The organism is Glycomyces halotolerans (assembly GCF_054779575.1).
Genome location: NZ_BAAGXZ010000033.1, coordinates 15,666 through 34,653 on the forward strand (window position 1 = coordinate 15,666; position 18,988 = coordinate 34,653).

17 protein-coding genes are annotated in these 18,988 nt (G+C 69.4%); 5 read left to right on the forward strand and 12 right to left on the reverse strand.

Features of this window, described 5'->3' with window-relative positions:
• The first annotated feature begins 127 nt into the window (after window positions 1-127).
• The gene (locus tag ACYVL2_RS19115; protein ID WP_460546328.1) at window positions 128-1,861 is read left to right on the forward strand and encodes a RelA/SpoT family protein; all 1,734 of its coding nucleotides are present in this window, start codon (window positions 128-130) and stop codon (window positions 1,859-1,861) included.
• A gap of 96 nt (window positions 1,862-1,957) precedes the next feature.
• On the opposite strand, the gene qcrB is transcribed toward ACYVL2_RS19115, so the two are convergent.
• The 4 genes from qcrB to ctaE all read right to left on the reverse strand — a co-directional run bounded on the left by qcrB (window position 1,958) and on the right by ctaE (window position 6,239).
• Window positions 1,958-3,544: a cytochrome b gene (gene qcrB, locus ACYVL2_RS19120; RefSeq protein ID WP_460546331.1), complete on the reverse strand. Its 1,587-nt coding sequence runs from the start codon at window positions 3,542-3,544 to the stop codon at window positions 1,958-1,960.
• Window positions 3,541-4,659: a cytochrome bc1 complex Rieske iron-sulfur subunit gene (qcrA, locus tag ACYVL2_RS19125; protein WP_460546360.1), complete on the reverse strand. Its 1,119-nt coding sequence runs from the start codon at window positions 4,657-4,659 to the stop codon at window positions 3,541-3,543. The genes qcrB and qcrA overlap by 4 nt, the downstream gene beginning before the upstream one ends.
• Complete coding sequence (qcrC, locus tag ACYVL2_RS19130; protein WP_460546333.1) at window positions 4,653-5,459, reverse strand: c-type cytochrome; 807 nt, start codon at window positions 5,457-5,459, stop codon at window positions 4,653-4,655. The genes qcrA and qcrC overlap by 7 nt, the downstream gene beginning before the upstream one ends.
• A gap of 165 nt (window positions 5,460-5,624) precedes the next feature.
• A complete protein-coding gene (gene ctaE / locus ACYVL2_RS19135; RefSeq protein ID WP_460546335.1) occupies window positions 5,625-6,239 on the reverse strand; it encodes an aa3-type cytochrome oxidase subunit III in 615 nt (204 codons plus the stop codon).
• Between the two features lie 204 nt (window positions 6,240-6,443).
• On the opposite strand from ctaE, the gene ACYVL2_RS19140 reads away from it, so the two are divergent.
• Together ACYVL2_RS19140 and trpD are read left to right on the forward strand one after the other, a co-directional pair.
• A complete protein-coding gene (locus ACYVL2_RS19140) occupies window positions 6,444-6,884 on the forward strand; it encodes a hypothetical protein (protein ID WP_460546362.1) in 441 nt (146 codons plus the stop codon).
• Window positions 6,881-7,942: an anthranilate phosphoribosyltransferase gene (gene trpD, locus ACYVL2_RS19145; protein ID WP_460546337.1), complete on the forward strand. Its 1,062-nt coding sequence runs from the start codon at window positions 6,881-6,883 to the stop codon at window positions 7,940-7,942. The genes ACYVL2_RS19140 and trpD overlap by 4 nt, the downstream gene beginning before the upstream one ends.
• A gap of 69 nt (window positions 7,943-8,011) precedes the next feature.
• Here the strand turns inward: trpD and ACYVL2_RS19150 are convergent, their stop codons facing one another.
• The 4 genes from ACYVL2_RS19150 to ACYVL2_RS19165 form a co-directional block, all read right to left on the reverse strand.
• A complete protein-coding gene (locus tag ACYVL2_RS19150) occupies window positions 8,012-8,797 on the reverse strand; it encodes a zinc ribbon domain-containing protein (protein WP_460546339.1) in 786 nt (261 codons plus the stop codon).
• Window positions 8,787-9,620 carry a Nif3-like dinuclear metal center hexameric protein gene (locus tag ACYVL2_RS19155; RefSeq protein ID WP_460546341.1) on the reverse strand — a complete coding sequence of 278 codons (834 nt, stop codon included), beginning with the start codon at window positions 9,618-9,620 and terminating at the stop codon, window positions 8,787-8,789. Before ACYVL2_RS19155 ends, ACYVL2_RS19150 begins: the two co-directional genes overlap by 11 nt.
• 116 nt (window positions 9,621-9,736) lie before the next feature.
• Window positions 9,737-10,975, reverse strand: a complete 1,239-nt coding sequence (locus ACYVL2_RS19160; protein WP_460546344.1) for a helix-turn-helix domain-containing protein — start codon at window positions 10,973-10,975, stop codon at window positions 9,737-9,739.
• A 476-nt stretch (window positions 10,976-11,451) separates the two neighbouring features.
• Complete coding sequence (locus ACYVL2_RS19165; RefSeq protein ID WP_460546346.1) at window positions 11,452-12,246, reverse strand: metallophosphoesterase; 795 nt, start codon at window positions 12,244-12,246, stop codon at window positions 11,452-11,454.
• Between the two features lie 159 nt (window positions 12,247-12,405).
• On the opposite strand from ACYVL2_RS19165, the gene ACYVL2_RS19170 reads away from it, so the two are divergent.
• Window positions 12,406-14,448, forward strand: a complete 2,043-nt coding sequence (locus tag ACYVL2_RS19170) for a M3 family metallopeptidase (RefSeq protein WP_460546348.1) — start codon at window positions 12,406-12,408, stop codon at window positions 14,446-14,448.
• Between the two features lie 6 nt (window positions 14,449-14,454).
• Here ACYVL2_RS19170 and ACYVL2_RS19175 read toward each other — a convergent pair whose 3' ends face one another.
• The 4 genes from ACYVL2_RS19175 to ACYVL2_RS19190 all read right to left on the reverse strand — a co-directional run bounded on the left by ACYVL2_RS19175 (window position 14,455) and on the right by ACYVL2_RS19190 (window position 17,794).
• Window positions 14,455-14,838: a DUF6188 family protein gene (locus ACYVL2_RS19175; protein WP_460546350.1), complete on the reverse strand. Its 384-nt coding sequence runs from the start codon at window positions 14,836-14,838 to the stop codon at window positions 14,455-14,457.
• A 91-nt stretch (window positions 14,839-14,929) separates the two neighbouring features.
• Complete coding sequence (locus ACYVL2_RS19180; RefSeq protein ID WP_460546352.1) at window positions 14,930-16,633, reverse strand: stealth family protein; 1,704 nt, start codon at window positions 16,631-16,633, stop codon at window positions 14,930-14,932.
• Between the two features lie 239 nt (window positions 16,634-16,872).
• Window positions 16,873-17,511: a hypothetical protein gene (locus tag ACYVL2_RS19185; RefSeq protein ID WP_460546354.1), complete on the reverse strand. Its 639-nt coding sequence runs from the start codon at window positions 17,509-17,511 to the stop codon at window positions 16,873-16,875.
• 67 nt (window positions 17,512-17,578) lie between these two features.
• On the reverse strand, window positions 17,579-17,794 hold the full coding sequence (locus ACYVL2_RS19190) for a hypothetical protein (RefSeq protein WP_460546356.1): 216 nt from the start codon (window positions 17,792-17,794) through the stop codon (window positions 17,579-17,581).
• A 129-nt stretch (window positions 17,795-17,923) separates the two neighbouring features.
• Between ACYVL2_RS19190 and proC the strand changes: the two genes are divergently transcribed.
• Window positions 17,924-18,730, forward strand: a complete 807-nt coding sequence (gene proC, locus ACYVL2_RS19195; protein ID WP_460546358.1) for a pyrroline-5-carboxylate reductase — start codon at window positions 17,924-17,926, stop codon at window positions 18,728-18,730.
• The last annotated feature ends 258 nt before the right edge of the window (window positions 18,731-18,988 follow it).

Consider the following 18,988-nt stretch of genomic DNA (forward strand, 5'->3'; position numbering starts at 1 on the left):
ACTCGAGTAGGTTTCCGTCCCTTGAATTTCGGGCGGGCTGACGAAATCCGACAGTGCCTAGTGTCGATTCTCACTGCGAATCGTTGTACACCTAGAATGCGGTCAACCTTGGGCATCGGAGGCTTTCATGTTGCGCGCATTGCTTTCGGCTACCCGGTCAGCGAAACAGGACGACCCCTGGGACCTGGCCGGCCGGGTCGCGCGCCTCGAGGCCGCCCACCGCGCGCACTGCGACCAGCCCGACCTGCTCCTGGTCAGGCGGGCTTACCGCATCGCCGAGCAGATGCACCGGGGGCAGGCCAGGAAGTCCGGCGAGCCCTACATCACCCATCCGATCGCGGTCGCCACGATCCTCGCCGACCTCGGCGTCGACACCGCCACCGTCGCCGCCGGGCTCCTCCACGACACCGTCGAGGACACCAGCTACTCGCTGGAGGCGCTGCGCAGCGACTTCGGCGGCGAGATCGCGGTCATGGTCGACGGCGTCACCAAGCTCGACAAGATCCACCTCGGCTCCGCGGCCGAGGCCGAGACGTTCCGCAAACTGGTCCTCACCGCCGGGCAGGACATCCGGGTCATGGTCATCAAGCTGGCCGACCGGCTGCACAACATGCGGACCATCAAGTTCAAGAAGCGGCCCTCCCAGATCCGCATCGCCGAGGCCACCCGGGACGTGCTCATCCCGCTGGCCGACCGGCTCGGCCTCTACGTCATCAAGCGCGAGCTCGAGGACATCGTCCTGGAGACGCTCGAACCGGAGGTCTTCCAGCGGATCAAGGAGCACCTGGGCTCCGACACCGACCGCAAGCGGCAGATCGCGGCCATAATCCCGCAGGTGCGAAGGGCGCTGCGGGGGTACAAGGTCAACGCCAAGCTCCTCGACCGGCCGCGGCACCCGTACTCGGTGTTCCGCGAGATGCAGAAGCACCCCGGCACCGGCCCGGCCGACCCGCCGCGGCTGGTGGTCGTCGTCGACGGCCCGGCGACGGAGTGCTACGCGGCGCTCGGGGCGATCCACCAGCTGTGGAAGCCGATCGGCGGGAAGTTCCGCGACCTCATCGCGGCCAGGAAGTTCAATCTCTACCAGTCGCTGCACACCGCGGTCGACGGCCCCGGCGGCCAGAGCGTCGAGTTCCTCATCCGGACCCGGGAGATGCACGAGACCGCCGAGATCGGGATCGTCGCCGGACTCAAGGAGCCGGGTTCGGACCCGGCGCAGGTGCAGCTGCCCTGGCTGCGGCGGCTGCTGGACTGGCAGCACGAGATCGCCGACTCCGGGCAGTTCCTCGACTCGCTCCGCTGCGACCTGGCCGACCAGGACATCCTGGTGTTCAGCGAGCACGGCCGCCAACTCATGGTGCCCAAGCACGCGACCCCCGTCGACGTCGCCTACTGCTCGGACCCGACGGCCGGGCACCGGCTCATCGCCGCGTACGTGAACGGCGAGATCGCGCCGCTGTCGCGGCCGCTGAAGGACGGCGACTCGGTCGAGCTGGTGCTCACCAACGAGCAGCCGTACGGGCCCTCCAAGCAGTGGCTGGAACATGCCAAGACCCCCGAGGCGCAGCTGCACATCAACGACTGGTTCGACTCGCGGGACACCGACGACCTGGAGGGCAGCGGCGAGTTCCCGGTGATCCCGATGCAGCGATTCGAGGACGAGCTGAAGACCGGCAAGAACCGGCTGTGGCGCTCGCTCATCAAACGCGGACGGGGCCTGGCCGGCGAACAGCCGCTGCACGGCGTCGCCTCGTCGCTCGGCTTCCCCGACCTCGACTCGATGTACCTGGCCCTGGCCCGGGAGAAGCTCGACCCCGACGAGCTGGCCGAGAAACTCATCACCACCGTCGACCGGTTCTGAACCGACCGCCGCCGCACCGGATGCGGCGGCCGACCCGCGGACGAGCGAGAGGCGGGGCGGCACTTCGGTGCCGCCCCGCCTCTTCGTTCTGGCGGACTAGTGTCCGCTGCCGCTCTCGATCTCGTCGCGGCGGTCGCCGCGGTCCTCGCCGGGCTGCTCGATGGACTTGAAGAAGCCCTTGTCGGTCGGCTCGAGCGCCCCGACGCGGTTCATCTTCTTCGGCACCGTCGCGCCGACGTACTCCAGGTCGGTGTGGCCGTGCTCGTCGGGCTCGGCCAGCGGCTGGTGCACTTCGTAGAAGCGGCCCTGCGGGTCGCGCATGAGGATGCCGGTCTCGATGCCGTGCGCCAGGACCTCCCGGTCGTGCTGCTGGAGTCCCAGGCAGATCCGGTAGGTCAGGTAGTACAGCGCCAGCGGGATGACGACGATGCCGATGCGCCCTGCCCACGTCATCGCGTTCAGGCTGATGTTGAACGTCTCGGCGAACACGTCGTTGCCGCCGGAGACCACGCCGATGATCCAGAACGCGATCACCATGACGCCCAGGCCGGTGCGGGCCGGAACGTCGCGCGGGCGCTGGAGCAGGTTGTGGTGCGCCCGGTCCTTGGTGAAGCGGCGCTCGATCGCCGGGTACAGCAGCGGCAGCACCACCGACAGGCCCATGCCCACGATGCCCGGCCAGAAGACCGCCGGGAGCGTGAAGTACGGCGGGATGCGCAGTTCCCAGGCGGGGAAGAGGCGGATCAGGCCGTCGAGGTACATGACGTAGAAGTCCGGCTGCGAGGCCGAGGAGACCACCGAGGCCTCGTACGGGCCGAACAGCCAGACCGGGTTGATCTGGAACAGCCCCGACATGGCCGCGATGACGCCCCAGATGAAGATCATGAAGCCGACCTGCTTCATGACGTAGTTGGGGAACATGCGGAAGCCGACCACGTTGTGCTCGGTGCGTCCGGGTCCGGGCCACTGGGTGTGCTTCTGGGCGAACACCAGGCCGACGTGGACCGTGATGAGCGCCAGCAGCGCCAGCGGCAGCAGGAACACGTGGATGATGTAGAACCTGGCGATGACCTCGTCGCCGGGGAACTGGCCGCCGAACAGCGCCGCCGAGACCCACGGGCCGAGGAACGGCAGCGACTCGGTCATGCCCTCGGCGATCCGCAGACCGGTGCCGGACAGGCCGTCGTCGGGCAGCGAGTAGCCGATGAAGCCCTCGAAGAAGCCGAGCCAGAACAGCAGGATGCCGATCATCCAGTTCGTCTCGCGCGGCGCGCGGAAGGCGCCGGTGAAGAAGATCCGCATCATGTGGACCAGGATCGACGCCATGAACACCAGCGTCGCCCAATGGTGCATCTGCCGCATGATCAGGCCGCCGCGGACCTCGAACGAGAGGTTCAGGGTCGACTCGTAGGCCTTGGACATGCCGACGCCCTGCAGGGGCACGTAAGAGCCCTCGTAGGTCACGTGCGTCATCGACGGCTCGAAGAACAGCGCCAGGAAGGTGCCGGTCAGCAGCAGCAGGACGAACGAGAACAGCGCGATCTCGCCCAGCAGGAACGTCCAGTGGTCCGGGAAGACCTTGTTCATCAGGACCCGGGCCGGCCCCGCGAGCTTGAAGCGGTCGTCGAGCTCCCCGCCCGCCTTGTTCATCAGGCTCTCGCTCGAGCCTTTGCGACGTCTCACTGTTCATCCTCCTCTGGGAGGGACGGGCGGTTCCAGTACGCCGGCCCTGGGGGCACCAGGAAGTCCGACTTGGCGTAGAAGTAGCCCTCCTCGTCGACGTCGATCGGCAGCATCGGCAGGTGCCGGGTGGCCGGTCCGAAGACGGGGGCGGCGTTGTCGACGACGTTGAACTGCGACTGGTGGCACGGGCACAGCAGGCGCTGGGTCTGCTGCTCGTAGAGGCTCGCAGGGCAGCCGACGTGGGTGCAGATCTTCGAGTAGGCCACGAAGTTGCCCCACATCGCGTCCACGTCCTGGTACATCGGGTACAGGTTCTCGCGGGCCTCGGCGGCGTCCTGCTCGCGCAGGCGGATCAGCAGCGTCGGCGCGGTCGGGTACTCGTTGCTCGCGCCGGCCTCGATGGCCGGGTAGACGGTGATCTGCCCGCCGACCGAGACCATGTCCGGACGCACCAGGGCGCCGTCCTTCATCATCAGGCGCACCGGCTCGCCGTCGTTGTACCGGTCGGCGTTCCAGCCGGTGACGGTCAGCATGTCGCCGGGGTCCTTGATCAGGGCGCCGAGCGGGGCCACCGCGGCCAGGCCGAGCGGAGCCGCGCTGAGCAGGGCGGCCTTCACCAGGAAGGGGCGCCGCTTGAGGCCCAGGTCCTCGACCATGTTGTCGACGGTGGACTCGGCGATCTTGCGGTCGTCCTTCGCCGAGCCGCCGTCGTGGCGGTCCTGCACGAGCTCCTCTACCGGCAGCAGCTTCTTGGCCCAGGTGAGGACGCCGACGGCGAACAGCAGCAGCGACAGGCCGAGGGTGACGCCGAGGACGGGCGTGTACCACGTCTGCGGGTCCGCCCAGGTCGCCGCGCCGTCGTACTCCCAGGGCCAGAAGATGTAGGCGGCCACGAACAGGGTCGCGAACAGTCCGGCGAGGAGGAAGAGGCCGGCGACGATGCGCTCCATGCGCTTCTCGGCCTTCGTCCCGGGCTTCGGGAAGCGCGGCTCGTAGTGGATGATCTCGATGCCGTCGCGGCGCAGACCCTCGCGGTAGACGTCGAAGCGCGAGAGCTTCGGGTCGCTCAGGTCCACCCCGTCCGGCTGGTTGTCTGCGTTGTGGGCACTCACGATTTACCTGCAATCCAGAGCGTGGCCAGCAGCAGGGTGCTGATGCCGACCAGGAAGATGGCGAGTCCTTCGGTCGACGGGCCGTAGCGTCCCAGGTCGAAGACACCGCCGGGAGAGGCGTCCTCGTTCACGATGTACTGGACGTAGGCGATGATGTCGGCCTTCTGCTCGGGCGTGAGCTCGTTGTCCGCGAACACGGGCATGTTCTGCGGGCCGGTGAGCATCGCCTGGTAGAGCTGTTCGTCGGTGACCCCGTTGAGGTCGGGCGCGTCCGCGCCGGAGGACAGGGCTCCGCCGCCGCCGGAGTAGCCGTGGCACGAGGAGCAGTTCACCCGGTACAGGTCGCCGCCTTCGGCGGTGTCGGCGTTCTCGACCATGGTGGCGAGGTCGCCGGGCACCGAGGCGCCGCCGCCGAGGTATTCGATGTAGGCGCCGAGCCACGCGGCCTCCTCCTCGGAGTAGACCGCTTCCCCGGGAGGCGCCTGCGGGCCCTGGGCGGCCAGCGGCATGCGTCCGGTGTTGACCTGGAACTCGACCGCCGCCGAACCGACGCCGATGAGGCTCGGTCCGCGCCCGTCGACGCCTTCGCCGTTGTCGCCGTGGCAGCTGATGCAGCTGGTGTCGTAGAGCTCCTGGCCTTTGACGACCTCGGAGTCGATGGCGTTGTCCTCGGCCTCCTGGGCGTACAGGCTCGGTGCGAAGACCGAGTAGAGCCCGCCGACTATGACCAACGCGCCGGTGAACCTGGCCAGCGCGCCGAGGCGCTTGCGCCAGCCTCGCCGGCGTTTCGCTGATGCAGCCACGGTTGTTGCCTCACCTTTATCTAGCTCTCGGACCGGCGAGGGCTGTGGGGTCCCCGCTGGTCGGGCGACCGCCTCCGGGGGACGGTCGCCGCCTGTCTCGGTTGTCTATCACGGCCGGTTCCGTGATGCGCCGCACCGGGCTGTGGCAGCCCTGGAGGCGCGGCCTTACGTGAAGTAGATCGTCAGCGGGTAGATCATCGCGAACAGCGCGATCCACACGACGTCGACGAAGTGCCAGTAGTAGGACACCACGATGGCCGCGGTGGCCTGCGCCGGACTGAAGCGCCCCATCGTCGATCGGATGAGGAAGAAGATGAACGCGACCAGACCGCCGGCGACGTGCAGGCCGTGGAAGCCGGTGGTCAGGTAGAACATCGACCAGAAGCCGTCCGAGGCGATGGTGTGGCCCTCGAGGACCAGTTCCCGGTACTCGTTGAGCTGGCCGAGCACGAAGATCAGACCCATGACGAAGGTGATCGCGAACCAGCGGCGGAGCCCGTAGACGTCGCCGCGCTCGGCGGCGAAGACGCCGAGCTGGCAGGTGATCGAGGAGGCCACCAGGATCACGGTGAACACCAGCGCGTAGGGGAAGTTCAGATGGTGTCCGGCTTCCGCCCACAGTTCGGGGGCGGCGGCGCGGATGGAGAAGTACATCGCGAACAGGCCCGCAAAGAACATGAGTTCGCTGCTCAACCACACGATGGTGCCGACACTGACGACATTGGGCCGCGTCAGTGAATGAATTCGGCTGGGGTCGATAGTTGCTTCGGCGGCAGTCACGCGCACATTATTACGGCTCGTTGGTCGCAACCTGTGCATGGGGTGTGTTTCGGCCGCGTGTCGGCTCACGGTAAGCTCCGGCGCTTTTGCGATCGACTTCGCAGGTCAGCACCGGTGCGGCTACTGTGGGCGGCCACTGACCGCGACGAGGGCGCTCCGGGCTTCCCATTTCAGTGTGGCCGGTTTAATATGCGAGGCGTGAGTATCTCAACGCCTGAGTACGCAGTGCTGCTCTACAGCCATCAGCCCTCCGTGATCGAGCAGATGCGATCCGCTATCGGCGAGGAGCCGGTGGAGGGCGTGAAAATCGAGTTCGCCGCCACCGGCGACTACGACGAGGCGGTCGCGCTGATCGACGAGTACGAGATCGATCTGGTGCTGCTCGACGGCGAGGCGCAGCCCGCCGGCGGCATGGGCATCGCCCGCCAGCTGCGCGACGAGTTCGACGAGCCGCCGATCCTGGCGCTGGTGGTGGCCCGGGCCGCGGACCAGTGGCTGGCGGCGTGGTCGCGCGCCGACGCCGTGCTGACCCACCCGCTCGATCCGGTGAACACGGCGCAGACGGTTGTAGACTTGCTGGTCGACCGCCCTTCGGTCGATGTGCCCTCGCAGCGCGCCGCCTTATCTCCCCTGGAGTCGATATGACTGATACGACCTGGCCGTCCGTCCTCGCGCGCCTGTCCGGCGGCGACCACCTCGACGAGGCCAGCGCCGACTGGGCGATGGCCCAGATCATGGCGGGCAACGCCGAACCGGCGCAGCTGGCGGCGTTCGCGGTGCTGCTGCGCTCGAAGGGCGAGACGGCGCAGGAGATCGCCGCGATCGCCGGGCGGATGCTCGCCGAGACGACCCGCATCGACCTGTCGGACCTGGGCATCGGCGTCGACATCGTCGGCACCGGCGGCGACGGGTCGAACAGCGTCAACATCTCCACGATGGCGGCGATCATCGTCGCGGCCTCGGGTGTGCCGGTGATCAAGCACGGGAACCGGTCGGCGTCCTCGAGCGTGGGCTCGGCGGACCTGCTGGAGGCGCTGGGCGTCGACTTGGAGGCCTCGGCCGACCGGGTCGAGGCGTCGGTCCGCGAGGTCGGCATCGGCTTCTGCTTCGCCAGGTCCTTCCATCCTGGCATGCGGCACGCCGGTCCGGTCCGGGCGGCGCTGGGCATTCCGACGGTGTTCAACGTGCTGGGGCCGCTGACGAACCCGGGCCAGCCGAAGGCGGGCCTGATCGGCTGCGCGGACCCGAAGATGGCGCCTTTGATGGCGCAGGTGTTCGCCGAGCGCGGCGCTTCGGTGTTCGTCGTCCGCGGCGACGACGGCCTGGACGAGATCTCGACGTCGTCGACGACGACCGAATGGGTGGTCTCGGGCGGCCGGGTCTCGGAGGGCACCATCGACACCGAGGAGCTCGGCCTGGTGAAGGCCGGTCCGGAGGCGTTGCGCGGGGGCGACATCGAGTTCAACACGAAGGTCGCTCGGGACGTGTTCGCCGGGAAGCCGGGGCCGGTCAGGGACGCGGTGCTCATCAACGCCGCGGCGGCACTGGCCTCGCGGGACGGACTGGTCGACGACGTGGACCTGCACGATGTGGCGCGGCGCCGGGCGATGCTCGAGGCGGGGTTGAAGAAGGCCGCGAAGGCCGTGGACGAGGGCGCGGCGACGGCCCTGGTCGAACGGTGGGCCGAGTTCAGCAAGGCGTGAGCGTCCGCGGAGAGACGTGTGAACGAAGGCGGGGGCCGGTCGGCCCCCGCCTTCTCGCGTGTTCGGCGCCTACCTGGTGTACCGGTCGAGCTCCTCGTCGGAGACGACCGTGGTCGGCCCGCTGGACGGGAAGTCGGTGCGGATGAGGATCGCCCCGCATTCCTCGCAGCGCAGCACCTCGTCCATCGCGGCGGCGCGGATCGGGGCCATGTCGGCCGGGGGCTTCTCGATCCGGCAGGAGCCGCAGCGGCGGCCGACCAGTTCGGCGGCGGCGATCGGCTGGCGGGCGTGGATGCGCTCGTACAGTTCCACGAGCCGGTCCGGTATCGACACGGTCAGGTCGGAGCGCTGACGCTCGGCCGAGGCGATGTCGGACTCGATCGCGCTCATCGCCCGGTCGCGTTCGGCCTCGGCTTCGGCCACGGCGGCCTCGGCCTCGGCGATCTGGCTCTGGGTCCGGTTCAGCTCCGTCTCGAGGCCCTCGCGGCGTTCCATGAATTCGAGCTCGTCGTCTTCGAGGCTCCCTTGGCGGCGCGCCAGCGACTCCAGTTCGCTCTGCAGTCCTTCGAGCTCTTTGGCGCTGGCGGCGCCGGAGGCCATGCGGCTGCGGTCGGCTTCGGCGCGCTTGGTGACGAGTTCGACTTCCTGTTCGAGGCGCTTGATGTCGCGGTCGAGGTCGGCGATGTCGGCTTTGAGCGAGGCGGCGCGGTCGGCGAGCGCCTGGGCGCGGCGGCGCGCCTCGGGGACGGTCTCGTCGGCTTCGAGTCTGCGGCGGCGCTGGTCGAGCTGGCTGAGGGTGGTGTCGACGGCCTGCATCTCGAGCAGGCGGCGCTGATCGAACAGGTCAGCCTTCAAATCGGTTCACCCCTGAATTCTGATGGATCGTCCATGGATCGGTGTCGATGTCTGAGACGGCGATGTCGTCTATGAGGCCCGACAGCTGTTCCGCAACAGTATCGAGCCATGGACGCTCGGTCGCCCAGTGGGCGGCGTCGATGAGGGCCGGGCCGCTGCGGGCGACGTGCTCGCTGACGGGGTGGTGCCGCAGATCGGCGGTCAGGTAGGCGCCCGCGCCGGCCGCGGCAGCGTCGGCGAGGTAGGAGTCTCCGGCGCCGCCGGAGACGGCCACGACGCTGACCGGGCGGTCCCCGTCGCCGGCGGCCCGCAGGCCCCACACGGTGCGAGGGAGGGCCTTGGCGACGCGTTCGACGAGTTCGTCGAGCCGCAGCGGATGCGGCAGCACGCCGACGCGGCCGATGCCGCGGCCCGAGCCTTCGTGTTCGGGGCCGGTCAGCGGCCGCAGGGGGCGGAGGTCGAGCAGGCCGAGCCGGTCGGCCAGCGCGTCCGAGACGCCGGGGTTGGCCACGTCGGCGTTGGTGTGGGCGACGTAGAGGCCGATGCCGCGCTCGATGAGGGTGTGGACGAGGTCGCCTTTGTAGTCGGAGGGGTCGACGCTGGAGACGCCCCGCAGGAGCAGCGGGTGGTGGGCGACGATGAGGTCGTGCCCGCCGTCGACGGCTTCGGCGACGGTCTCGGGGACGACGTCGACCACGCACAGGGCCCGGCGGACTTCGATGTCGGGGCGGCCGCAGACGAGGCCGACGCGGTCCCAGTCCTCGGCCCAGTGGCGCGGGTAGGTCCGGTCGAGTGCGGCGGTCACCTCGCTGAGCGTTGGCATGCCTTGGAGTTTAGGGCCTGTGGCGGCCGCGTCGGTGCGGGCCGTGCGGAGGGGCCGCCGCCCCGGGCCGGGGAGGACCCGGGGCGGCGGAGTTCGGGGGTGTCGAACGCGGCTCGTCATCCGGTGGCGCCGACGGCTTCGGCCAGGCGCCGTATTTCGGGGGCCGGTGCGCCGTTGAGTCGGTGCATGAGCTGGTCGATGAGTTCGACGGCGATCGGGCGGCACCGGATCTCGGCCGGGGCGGTCTGGTCGGCGGTGGCCAGGGAGCGGCCGGCTCGTTCGATGTCGCCGACTTGGATGCAGGCTCTGGCCATGTCGAGGAAGTGGTGCGCGCGGCGTTCGGCGACCAGTTCGCCGAAGGGCCGCGGGTCGATGCGGTCGTGGACGGCGAGCGCGTCGGCTCCCTCCCCCAGTTCGACGAGCGCGGCGGCGCGGTGCAGTTGGACGTTGGTCGGCCCGAATGAGGTGTAGTAGTAGTTGGCGTCCCGTCCGAGGATCGAGGCGGCGCGGTCGGCGCTGTCGAGCAGGTCGGAGCTGGTCGAGGCCTCGCCGGCGAGCGCGGCGGCCATCGCTCCCTGGAGCAGGAGGGTGCCGTAGACGCTGATGGCCTCGGGTCCAGCGGACTCGCCGCCGGTGTCGCTGATGAGACCGTGGGCGACTTGGACGTTGAGGTCGAGGGCGGCCTGGTAGCGGCCGAGCGCTCGGAGCGCGCCCGCGACTCGGGCGGTGGCGATGCCGGCCAGGAGCGGGTCGTTGCCGCGCTGGGCGGCGCTGATGGCGCGGTCGGCGGCGAGCCAGGCGAGCTGGGCCTCGCCGAGTTTCCTGAGCACTGTGGACGCTATCTGGTAGACCTGCGTGAGCAGTTCGGCGGCCTCGGCGCTGGTGCCGTCGACCGGGTTGTCCTCGGCTACGGGCGTGTCGCGCAGGAGCTCGATGAGCGAGCGGGCCACGACCGGGTAGTGGCCCTTCTCGTAGGCGAGCCAGGCGTAGGAGACCGATCCGCGGAGTTCGGGGATCGGGATCGGATCGATCGGAGCGGCTTCGAGGAAGCGCCCGAGTCGTTCGTAGCGTTCGAGGGACTGGCGGATCGACTCGACTTCGACTTGGTCGAGGCAGCCGCCGAGTCCGGGTCGGCGCTTGGGTTCGCGGCCGAGCAGTTGGCCGGCGTCGATGGCGAGCGCTTCGGCTATCTCGGTGATGACCGAGTACTTGTCGAGGCGGCGGACGCCGCGTTCGATCTTGTCGACCCAGCTTTTCGATTTGCCTATGCGGTCGGCGAATACTTGTTGCGACATGCCGCGGCGTTGGCGCCAATACGCCACTCGCCGCCCCATGGGCTGTGTTTCAGACTCCATCAGACCCCACCGTCCTTATAGGAGTTGCACATGATCATTGGGACTTCGTGTTGCGAAGCTGTATGGAATTGTCGGCGGCGGTCATGACCGCGACCAGACGAACGCGACCGCCGCCTGCCGGGGCAGGCGGGCCTCGGAAGCGGCCAGAAGCCTTCAGTCTCACCCACACGCTTGCTTCCGTGGCGCGCCCCGGCACTACGTGTTTACCGGTTTTCTATGCGGCGCACAATCCCCGGAGATCGCAGGGGTCACTCTCCGCCGACGAATTGTTTACATTGTTGCATCGCCGTTGGGGCGCAACGGCATCTCTGTAAAGCTACGTCCGGTTCGGTGCGCGTGGTAGCGGTTCTACTGCACATGCAGAGTGTCGCTTCAGGTCCCGGATTCGCACTGTCGGATATGAGACACAACCGGGTTCGGGCGGCTCGGCGACGGCGGCCCGCCGCCGCGGGCGGTCGCCGCCTCGGGCCCGCCGGTCAGTCGAGCGGCACGACCAGGCAGCGTCCACCTTGGTACACGCCGCCATCCACATTGAGCACCATCCCGTCGCAGTAGCGGCGGGCCTCGGTGACCTCCCCGGGATCGAGCTCGGTGGTGTCGGGGATCGTCGAATGGCCGTGCACGAGCTCTTCTCCGCCGAAAGCGCGCAGCATCGCCCGGACGCGGTCGACGCCGTCGGGGCGCATGAACTCATGGCGGCGGGTCAGCTCCCGGAACAACCGCCACCACTCCTCGGGCTCGTCGGAGGCCAGCACCGCCCGCACGGCGGCGTTGACCGTCTCCTCGCTGCGGCCGTAACCGAGGTAGCACTCCGAGTCGGAGTGGACCAGCAGCGACCGGCCCACCCGGTGGAGCGCCTGCCTGGTCTGGAGCCACTCGACCTCGTCGGCCGTCAACTCCCCCAGTTCGTCCTCGTAACCGCCGTTGAGAACCCACCAGTGCAGGAACTGCCGCACCTGGCCCTCGGCGTCGCCGAAGCTCCGGTCGCCGAACCGCCTCGACCCGAGCATGAGGACCTCGTGGTTGCCGATGAGGGTGTCGACCGTCCCGCCGGCCTCGCGGGCCTCCTCGGCGAGCCGCCGCAGCAGTCGCAGCACGGCAACGCCCTGCGCTCCGCGGTCGAACAGGTCCCCCAGGACCCACAGGCGCGCTTCGCCGCCGGTCCAGGCGCCGTCCTCGTCGACCAGTCCCGCTCCGCGCAGCTCCTCGACGAGCGCGTCGCAGTGGCCGTGGATGTCACTGGCCACGAACAGCGAACTCGTATCAGACATGGCCCCGATATTAATGCGACGCGACCGCTGGCGGTGAAGTTGTCGCGGCCCGGATCCAATGCGGTTGCCGCCCGCTCGGCGGCGGGAATAGGATTCGGCCACCGCCACCCCGCCGCCGCGGCCCGCCGGCCGCCACGCCACCGTCGAGAGGGATCCTCAGTGACCGACAACCCGTTCCTGGCAGTCTCGGACCTGCCGTACCACCTGCCGAAATTCGAGGACATCGCGACCGAGCACTACCGGCCCGCGTTCGAGGCCGGCATGGCCGAGGAACTGGCCGCCGTCGAGGCCATCGCCGCGAACCCCGAGGAGCCGACCTTCGAGAACACCGTCGTGGCCCTGGAGCGGGCCGGGAGCGGCACCCTCGAACGGGTCAGCCTGGTCTTCTACAACCAGAACACCGCCGACACCGACCCCGACCTCCAAGCGCTCGAGACCGAGTTCAACCCGAAGCTGTCAGAGCACCGCGACAAGATCCTGCTGAACGCGGACCTGTTCGCCAGGATCGACGCGCTGTGGCGGCGGACCGAGCTGGGCCTCGACGAGCAGGACGAGCGGCTCCTCGAGCGCTACCACACCGAGTTCGTCCGCGGCGGCGCCGCGCTCGACGAGGCCGGCAAGACCCGCCTCGCGCAGCTCAACGCCGAACTGGCCGAACTGTCGGCGAAGTACAACCAGCAGGTCCTCGCCGACATCAACGACGCCGCGGTCCACGTGCGGGACCGCTCCGAACTCGACGGACTCAGCGCGGCGGCGATCGAGGCGGCCGCGGCGGCCGCCGCCGACCACGGCCTGGACGGCTACCTGCTCACCCAGCAGCTCTACAGCTGCCACCCGCAGCTGGAGCGGCTCACCGACCGGTCGCTGCGCGAGCGGCTGTGGCGCGCCTCGACCTCCCGAGGCGCCGCGAACGCCCCCACGGTCCTGGCCATGGCGCGCCTGCGCGCCGAGCGGGCCCGCCTGCTGGGCTTCCGGCACCACGCCGACTACATCGCCGCCGACCAGACCGCCGGCGACGCCGAGATCATCGCCGAGCGGCTCGCGGACCTGGCCGCCGCGTCGGTGCGCAACGCCCGCGCCGAGGCCGCCGAGCTCCAGGAGCTCATCGACGCCGAAGGCGGCGGCTTCGAGCTGGCGGCCTGGGACTGGCCGCACTACGCCGGGAAGGTCCGCCAGGCCAAGTACGGCTTCGACGCCGAGTCGCTCCAGCCGTACCTCGAACTCGACCGGGTCCTGTTCGACGGCGTCTTCCACGCCGCCGAGAAGGAGTTCGGCATGACCTTCCGCGAGCGCGAGGACCTTGCCGGCTACCACCCGGAGGTGCGGGTCTTCGAGGTCTTCGACGCCGACGGCGCGACGCTCGGGCTGTTCCTGGCCGACTTCTTCACCCGTGACTCCAAAAAGGGCGGGGCGTGGATGAACGCGCTGGTCGTCCAGTCCGAGCTGACCGGGTACAAGCCGGTGGTGGTGAACAACCTCAACATCGTCGCGCCCGCCGAGGGCAAACCGGCGCTGGTGACCGTCGACAACGTGCGGACGATGTTCCACGAGTTCGGCCACGCGATCCACGGCCTGCTGTCGGCCTGCCGCTACCCGAAGACGTCCATGACCTCGACGCCGCGCGACTTCGTCGAGTACCCCTCACAGGTCAACGAGATGTGGATCCGCCGCCCGGAGGTCGTGTCGAACTACGCGCGCCACCACGAGACCGGGGAGGCGGCCCCGGCGGAGCTGCTGGAGCAGTGGGAGGCGTCGGGCAAGTTCGGCGAGGGCTTCTCCTCTACCGAGTACCTGGCCGCGGCGATCCTGGACCAGGCGTGGCACCGGCTGGCCCCCGAGGAGGTGCCCGACGGCGGCGACGACCCGGCCGCGGCGGTCGAGGCCTTCGAGCGCGAGGCGCTCGAGCGGGCCGGGATCGCGATGGCGCAGATCGCGCCGCGCTACCGCTCGGGGTACTTCGCGCACATCTTCGCCGGCGGCTACTCGGCCGGGTACTACTCCTACATCTGGTCGGAGATCCTCGACGCCGACACCGTGGAGTGGTTCGAGGAGAACGGCGGCCTGACCAGGGCCAACGGCGACCACTTCCGCGAGCACCTGCTCAGCAGGGGCGGATCGATCGACCCGATGGAGTCGTACCGGCGCTTCCGCGGCCGGGACGCCCGGATCGAGCCGCTGCTGGAGCGCCGCGGCCTGAAGTAGAACGACCTACGCGGGCCTGGTGGCGGGTTCGACCGAGACCTCGCCACCGGGCAGGCAGGTGAACCGCTGCCCGTCCGGGGCGGCCAGTCGCCATGCCTCGGCGTTGGGATCCGGCGGCGCGGTGAGCTCGGAGCCGTCCTCGAAGTCGACGCGGAGGTCGCCGGGGTCGCCGACCTCTACCCGGTCGACGATGAGGCCCGACAGCTCCGATGCGAGGTCTTTCGGGGCGCCCTTGTCGTCCCCGGTGTAGGTGAAGCGGTCGCCGCCGGCGTTGGCGACGGTCAGCTCCGAGTCGACGGTGAGGACCCATCCGTCTCCGGTCCGCACGGTGACCGGGGTCTTCCAGGAGACCTCGGTGACCAGCTGGCCGCTCAGTTCGTCGATGCGCATGCTCGTTCCCCCCTGCGTTCCGCGGTGCTTGCGGCCAGGGGATTCCCAACCGGCCGCGGCGCCACACCTCACGGGTCGTACGAGGAGCCCTTCAGACGGCCATCGGGCGTTCGAACGGCGAGGGCACCGGGAAGTAGGCGTCCAGGAACGACCGCATCATCGCCGAGCGCTCCTCGGCCAGGTCGGGGGTCAGCCCCGCGTCGTTGATGCAGAAGGTCTCCCGGTCGCGCAGCTCCAGCAGCTCGGCCAGGCGCTCGGCGAGGTCCGGGCGACCCAGCTCCAGGTAGGAGTGCCGGTTGGTGGCGGCCACCGCGCGCCCGGTCATGAACGCGTAGTAGTGCTGCAGGGTCACCACCGACAGGTCGGTGATGTCGCGGAAGGTGCTGCCCGCCGTCTGGGTGTGGAGGTCGTTGAACTCCTTCTCGACCTCCGCCAGGACGCTGCGCTGCATCGGGTAGGGCACGTGCCTCATCATCCTGGTGATCGTGCGCCCGAACGCGCGGTCGACCAGGGCCCGGTCGTTCTTGAACGCCGCGTTCGGCGGCGTGTCGGCGGCGCTGACCGGGTCGAGGTCGATGAACGTGTCGGACGGGAAGAACCGGGCCAGACCGTTGGCCTCGAAGAACAGCTGGGGACCGACCGGGCGGCCGATGAACATGTCGTCGTTGAAGTACAGGAAGTGCTCTGAGAGGCCGTCGATGCGGTGCAGCTGGGTCTCGATCGCGTGCGAGTTGAAAGTGGGCAGGCAGTCGTGGTCGTCGAACAGCTCGCGGTGGTCGACCACGGTGATGCCCGGGGCGTCGGGGGCGAGCCAGTGCGGGCGCTGATCGTCGGTCACGAGGTAGACGTGGCGGATCCACGGGGCGTTCGAGTGCAGCGACCGCAGCGAGTAGCGCAGCTCCTCGCGGTCGGTGAACCGCGACTCCCCCGCCGACTCGGCGTGGTACGGCGACCGGTCGGCCGCGGCGCGTCGGCGCAGCCAGGCGTGGTCGGCGCCGTCCACCCAGGTGTAGACCGCGTCGATCGGGAACGCCACGACGTCCGGTGCCGGACTGGCGAACTCCGAACGGGTGGCGACGCTCGGCAGGCTCGATCTCGGGCCGGCCGCCAGCGCGGTGAACAGCTGGGAGGGCGCGGTGACGCGGGGGCCTTCGCGGCGGACGACCGGGCTGATGCGGTTGTGGCGCGGCGCGGACAGGCGACCGTCGCCGGTGTCGGTCCAGAATTCGACGTCGCAGCCGTATTCGGCGCCGAAGACGAGGTTGCGGGTCGGCTCGGTCCACAGCCAGTCGGCGCGGACGAGGGGCACGTCGCCCATGTCGGCGCGGCGGGCCCATTTGGGAGTGTCGAGGGCCGACTCGGATTCGCGGTAGGCGGGTTCGGGGGCGGTGAGGCTGCCGCCGGTGGTGTCGCAGAGCATCGCCAGCGCGGTGATGACCCGCTGCCGGTCGATCTCGGCGACGCCGAGGACCGGGCGGGTGAGGCTGAATCCGGGCACGGCGAAGAAGTCGACGCCGATGGCGTTCAGCAGCGCCGAGACGATCTCGAGGTTGCGGCGCCACACGTCCAGTGGTGTGGGGGCGGCCAGCGCGTAGGCGGGCCGGATCCGCATCGAGTGGAGCATGTGGGTGGAGGTGAGGTCGGTGAAGTAGCGGTGCGGCTCGGAGATCTCGGCGCCGTGGGGGACGTCGGGGGGATCGGCCGGCCGGGTGGGGCTGAGGTCGACCGCTTCCTGGAGCGGGGGGACGGAGTGACTCGTTCGGGCTGCGATACGACGCTCGTTGTCGGCAAACATCGACACCTCCTGACTCACGGCGATTCGCCGTTCCGGTCGCACGACCGGAGACTCCAAACCGACTGGGTGGGAAGCGGATCGGCCCTGACCACGCGTGAACTCCACGTGGCCGGACTTTGACACGCGTCCCAACAGTACGCCACAGATCAGTGACGGAATAGTGTCAGAAAAGCGTCCGAACCGTCAACAGATCGAGAGTTCATCTCGGGTTAACGCTGGGAGGTCGCTGGAGAGTGCTTCTAGCCCAAGGGAATGCGCGCCACGTACTCCCAGGTGTAGGAGGAGGCGTCGCCGGATTGGATGACGCGCACGAGGTCCACACCGGTCACCGTGATCTCGGCCCTACCTGGGCGGACGTCGCGCAGGTGGTTCTGGATCGCGCCGCGGCTGGTGTCGGCGCCGACCGCGTCGGGGCGGTAGGACAGCGACACGTGTCCCGGTCCTCCGCAGGGACGGCCGACGTCGCCGTCGACGACGTCGTTGATGACGTCGACGCAGGTGTTCACCAGCTTGCGGAAGTCCCGGTCGGGGAAGGTGTCGAGCATGATCGCGCCGGTGGAGGCCAGCGCCGGGCCGATGGTCATGTCGAAGGCCGGCTGGCGCCCGACGCGTTCGCGGAGCCGGTGGACGAGGTCGGCGCGCGTCTGGCCGGAGATGCCGGCGGCGTCGCATTCGACGGAGGCGACGGTGGCGTGGAGCCATTCGTGCGGGACGGGGATGTCGCCTTCGGCCTCGTCGATGACCGGGCGGTAGGAGTCGGCCACCGCTTTGACCTCTTCGAGGTCGGTCAGATAGACGTGGAGTTTGGTCCAGCCCTCGGGCCAACGCTGTCCGGAGCCGTGGGGAGGGCGCTCGGGTGTCGGCGCGGATGTGCTCACTGCAGATCGCCTTTGGAGATGTGGAGTATCGGACATCGGTTGCTCCCGGTGTCGCCGTGAACGGAGTTTACACACCACCGTGCCGGTCTGGCGACCGCCGACCGCTGTGCCGGATCGCGGAGGCGATCTTGAGGCCGGCGCCGATGATGCTGAGACTCACGGCGGCGATCGAGAATCCTATGGCCGGATCCAGTGTGAGTACCCCGACGAACATCGAAATGAACGCCAGGAAAAGGAAGAGGTTCGGGAGGGAGTCGTCTTGGGGTTCGTCTTCGGGGGTCACCGGATCGACTGTAGTGGCGCGGCATCGGCGGCGGGGTCCGGCGATCGTGCCGCGGTGTGGGAATGAAGGGCCTCGAGCGGAGTGCAGCGAGGCACAATCGGTGGGCAACCGATTTCGGGAGGAGGCGGCATGAGGACTGTCGCGGTGCTGGGTGCGGGGAAGATGGGTCAGGCCATCCTGTCGGGGCTGCTGAGGGCCGGTTGGGAGACCGACTCGGTGGTGGCCACGTCCCGCAGCGCCGAGCGCGCCGCCGAGCTGCGGGAGGCCTACGGGGTGAAGGTGGTCGCGAACGGCGAGGCGGTGCGAGGAGCGGACGCGGTCGTGGTGGCGGTCAAGCCGCAGGACGCGGCGGCGCTCTTGGAGGGGTTGCACGGCGAGATCGACGCGTCGGTGCCGGTGGTGAGCATCTGCGCGGGGCTGCCGACCTCGTTCTTCGAGAAGCGCCTGCCGGATGCGACGCCGGTGGTGCGGGCGATGCCGAACACGCCGGCGCTGGTCGACGAGGCGATGACGGTGATCTCGCCGGGGGCGCATGCCGACGCCGCGTGCCTGGAGGCGGTCGAGGAGCTGTTCAAGCCGCTGGGGCGGACGCTGGTCGTCGACGAGAAGCACCAGGACGCGGTCACGGCGATCTCCGGTTCGGGACCGGCCTACTTCTACTACCTGGCCGAGGCGATGACCGAGGCCGGGGTCCTGATGGGGCTGCCGCGGGCGGTGGCCTGTGATCTGGTGGCGCAGACGGCGCTGGGTGCGGCGCGCATGATCGTCGAGGGCGACGCCTCGCCGGTGGAGCTGCGGGAGGCGGTCGAGTCCCCGGCCGGGACCACGATCAGTGCGGTGCGGCGGCTGGACGACCACCGGGTGCGTTCGGCGGTCAACGACGCGATCGAGGCCGCGCGGGACCGGGCTCGAGAGATCGCCGACGAGTACGCGTGACGTTTACGCAAGTGGTGCGGGTGGTTTGGCGGCGATGACGGGGTAGGAGGGTGTCCGGGGTCGGTTTTCCGGCTGTCGGGTGTGTGCGTGGTGCGGGTGTCTTGGCGGCGACGAAGAGGTAGCGGGGTCGTTGGGGTCGTGTCGTCGTGGCCGGGGCTGCTGCATGGGCGGGGCCTGTTTGGAGTGTCGCTCGGCTTTCCGTTTGGGCCGCAGGCGGTTCGGGTCCGGAACGTGAAAGCATTCGCACCCTAAGAGTGA

Bases quoted from the DNA above. Each gene is read 5' to 3' on its own strand.
- ACYVL2_RS19165 (WP_460546346.1), bottom strand. From the start codon at position 12,246: ATGTCTGATACGAGTTCGCTGTTCGTGGCCAGTGACATCCACGGCCAC.
- trpD (WP_460546337.1), top strand. From the start codon at position 6,881: ATGACTGATACGACCTGGCCGTCCGTCCTCGCGCGCCTGTCCGGCGGC.
- ACYVL2_RS19175 (WP_460546350.1), bottom strand. From the start codon at position 14,838: ATGCGCATCGACGAACTGAGCGGCCAGCTGGTCACCGAGGTCTCCTGG.
- proC (WP_460546358.1), top strand. From the start codon at position 17,924: ATGAGGACTGTCGCGGTGCTGGGTGCGGGGAAGATGGGTCAGGCCATC.
- ACYVL2_RS19160 (WP_460546344.1), bottom strand. From the start codon at position 10,975: ATGGAGTCTGAAACACAGCCCATGGGGCGGCGAGTGGCGTATTGGCGC.
- ACYVL2_RS19180 (WP_460546352.1), bottom strand. From the start codon at position 16,633: ATGTTTGCCGACAACGAGCGTCGTATCGCAGCCCGAACGAGTCACTCC.
- ACYVL2_RS19115 (WP_460546328.1), top strand. From the start codon at position 128: ATGTTGCGCGCATTGCTTTCGGCTACCCGGTCAGCGAAACAGGACGAC.
- ACYVL2_RS19155 (WP_460546341.1), bottom strand. From the start codon at position 9,620: ATGCCAACGCTCAGCGAGGTGACCGCCGCACTCGACCGGACCTACCCG.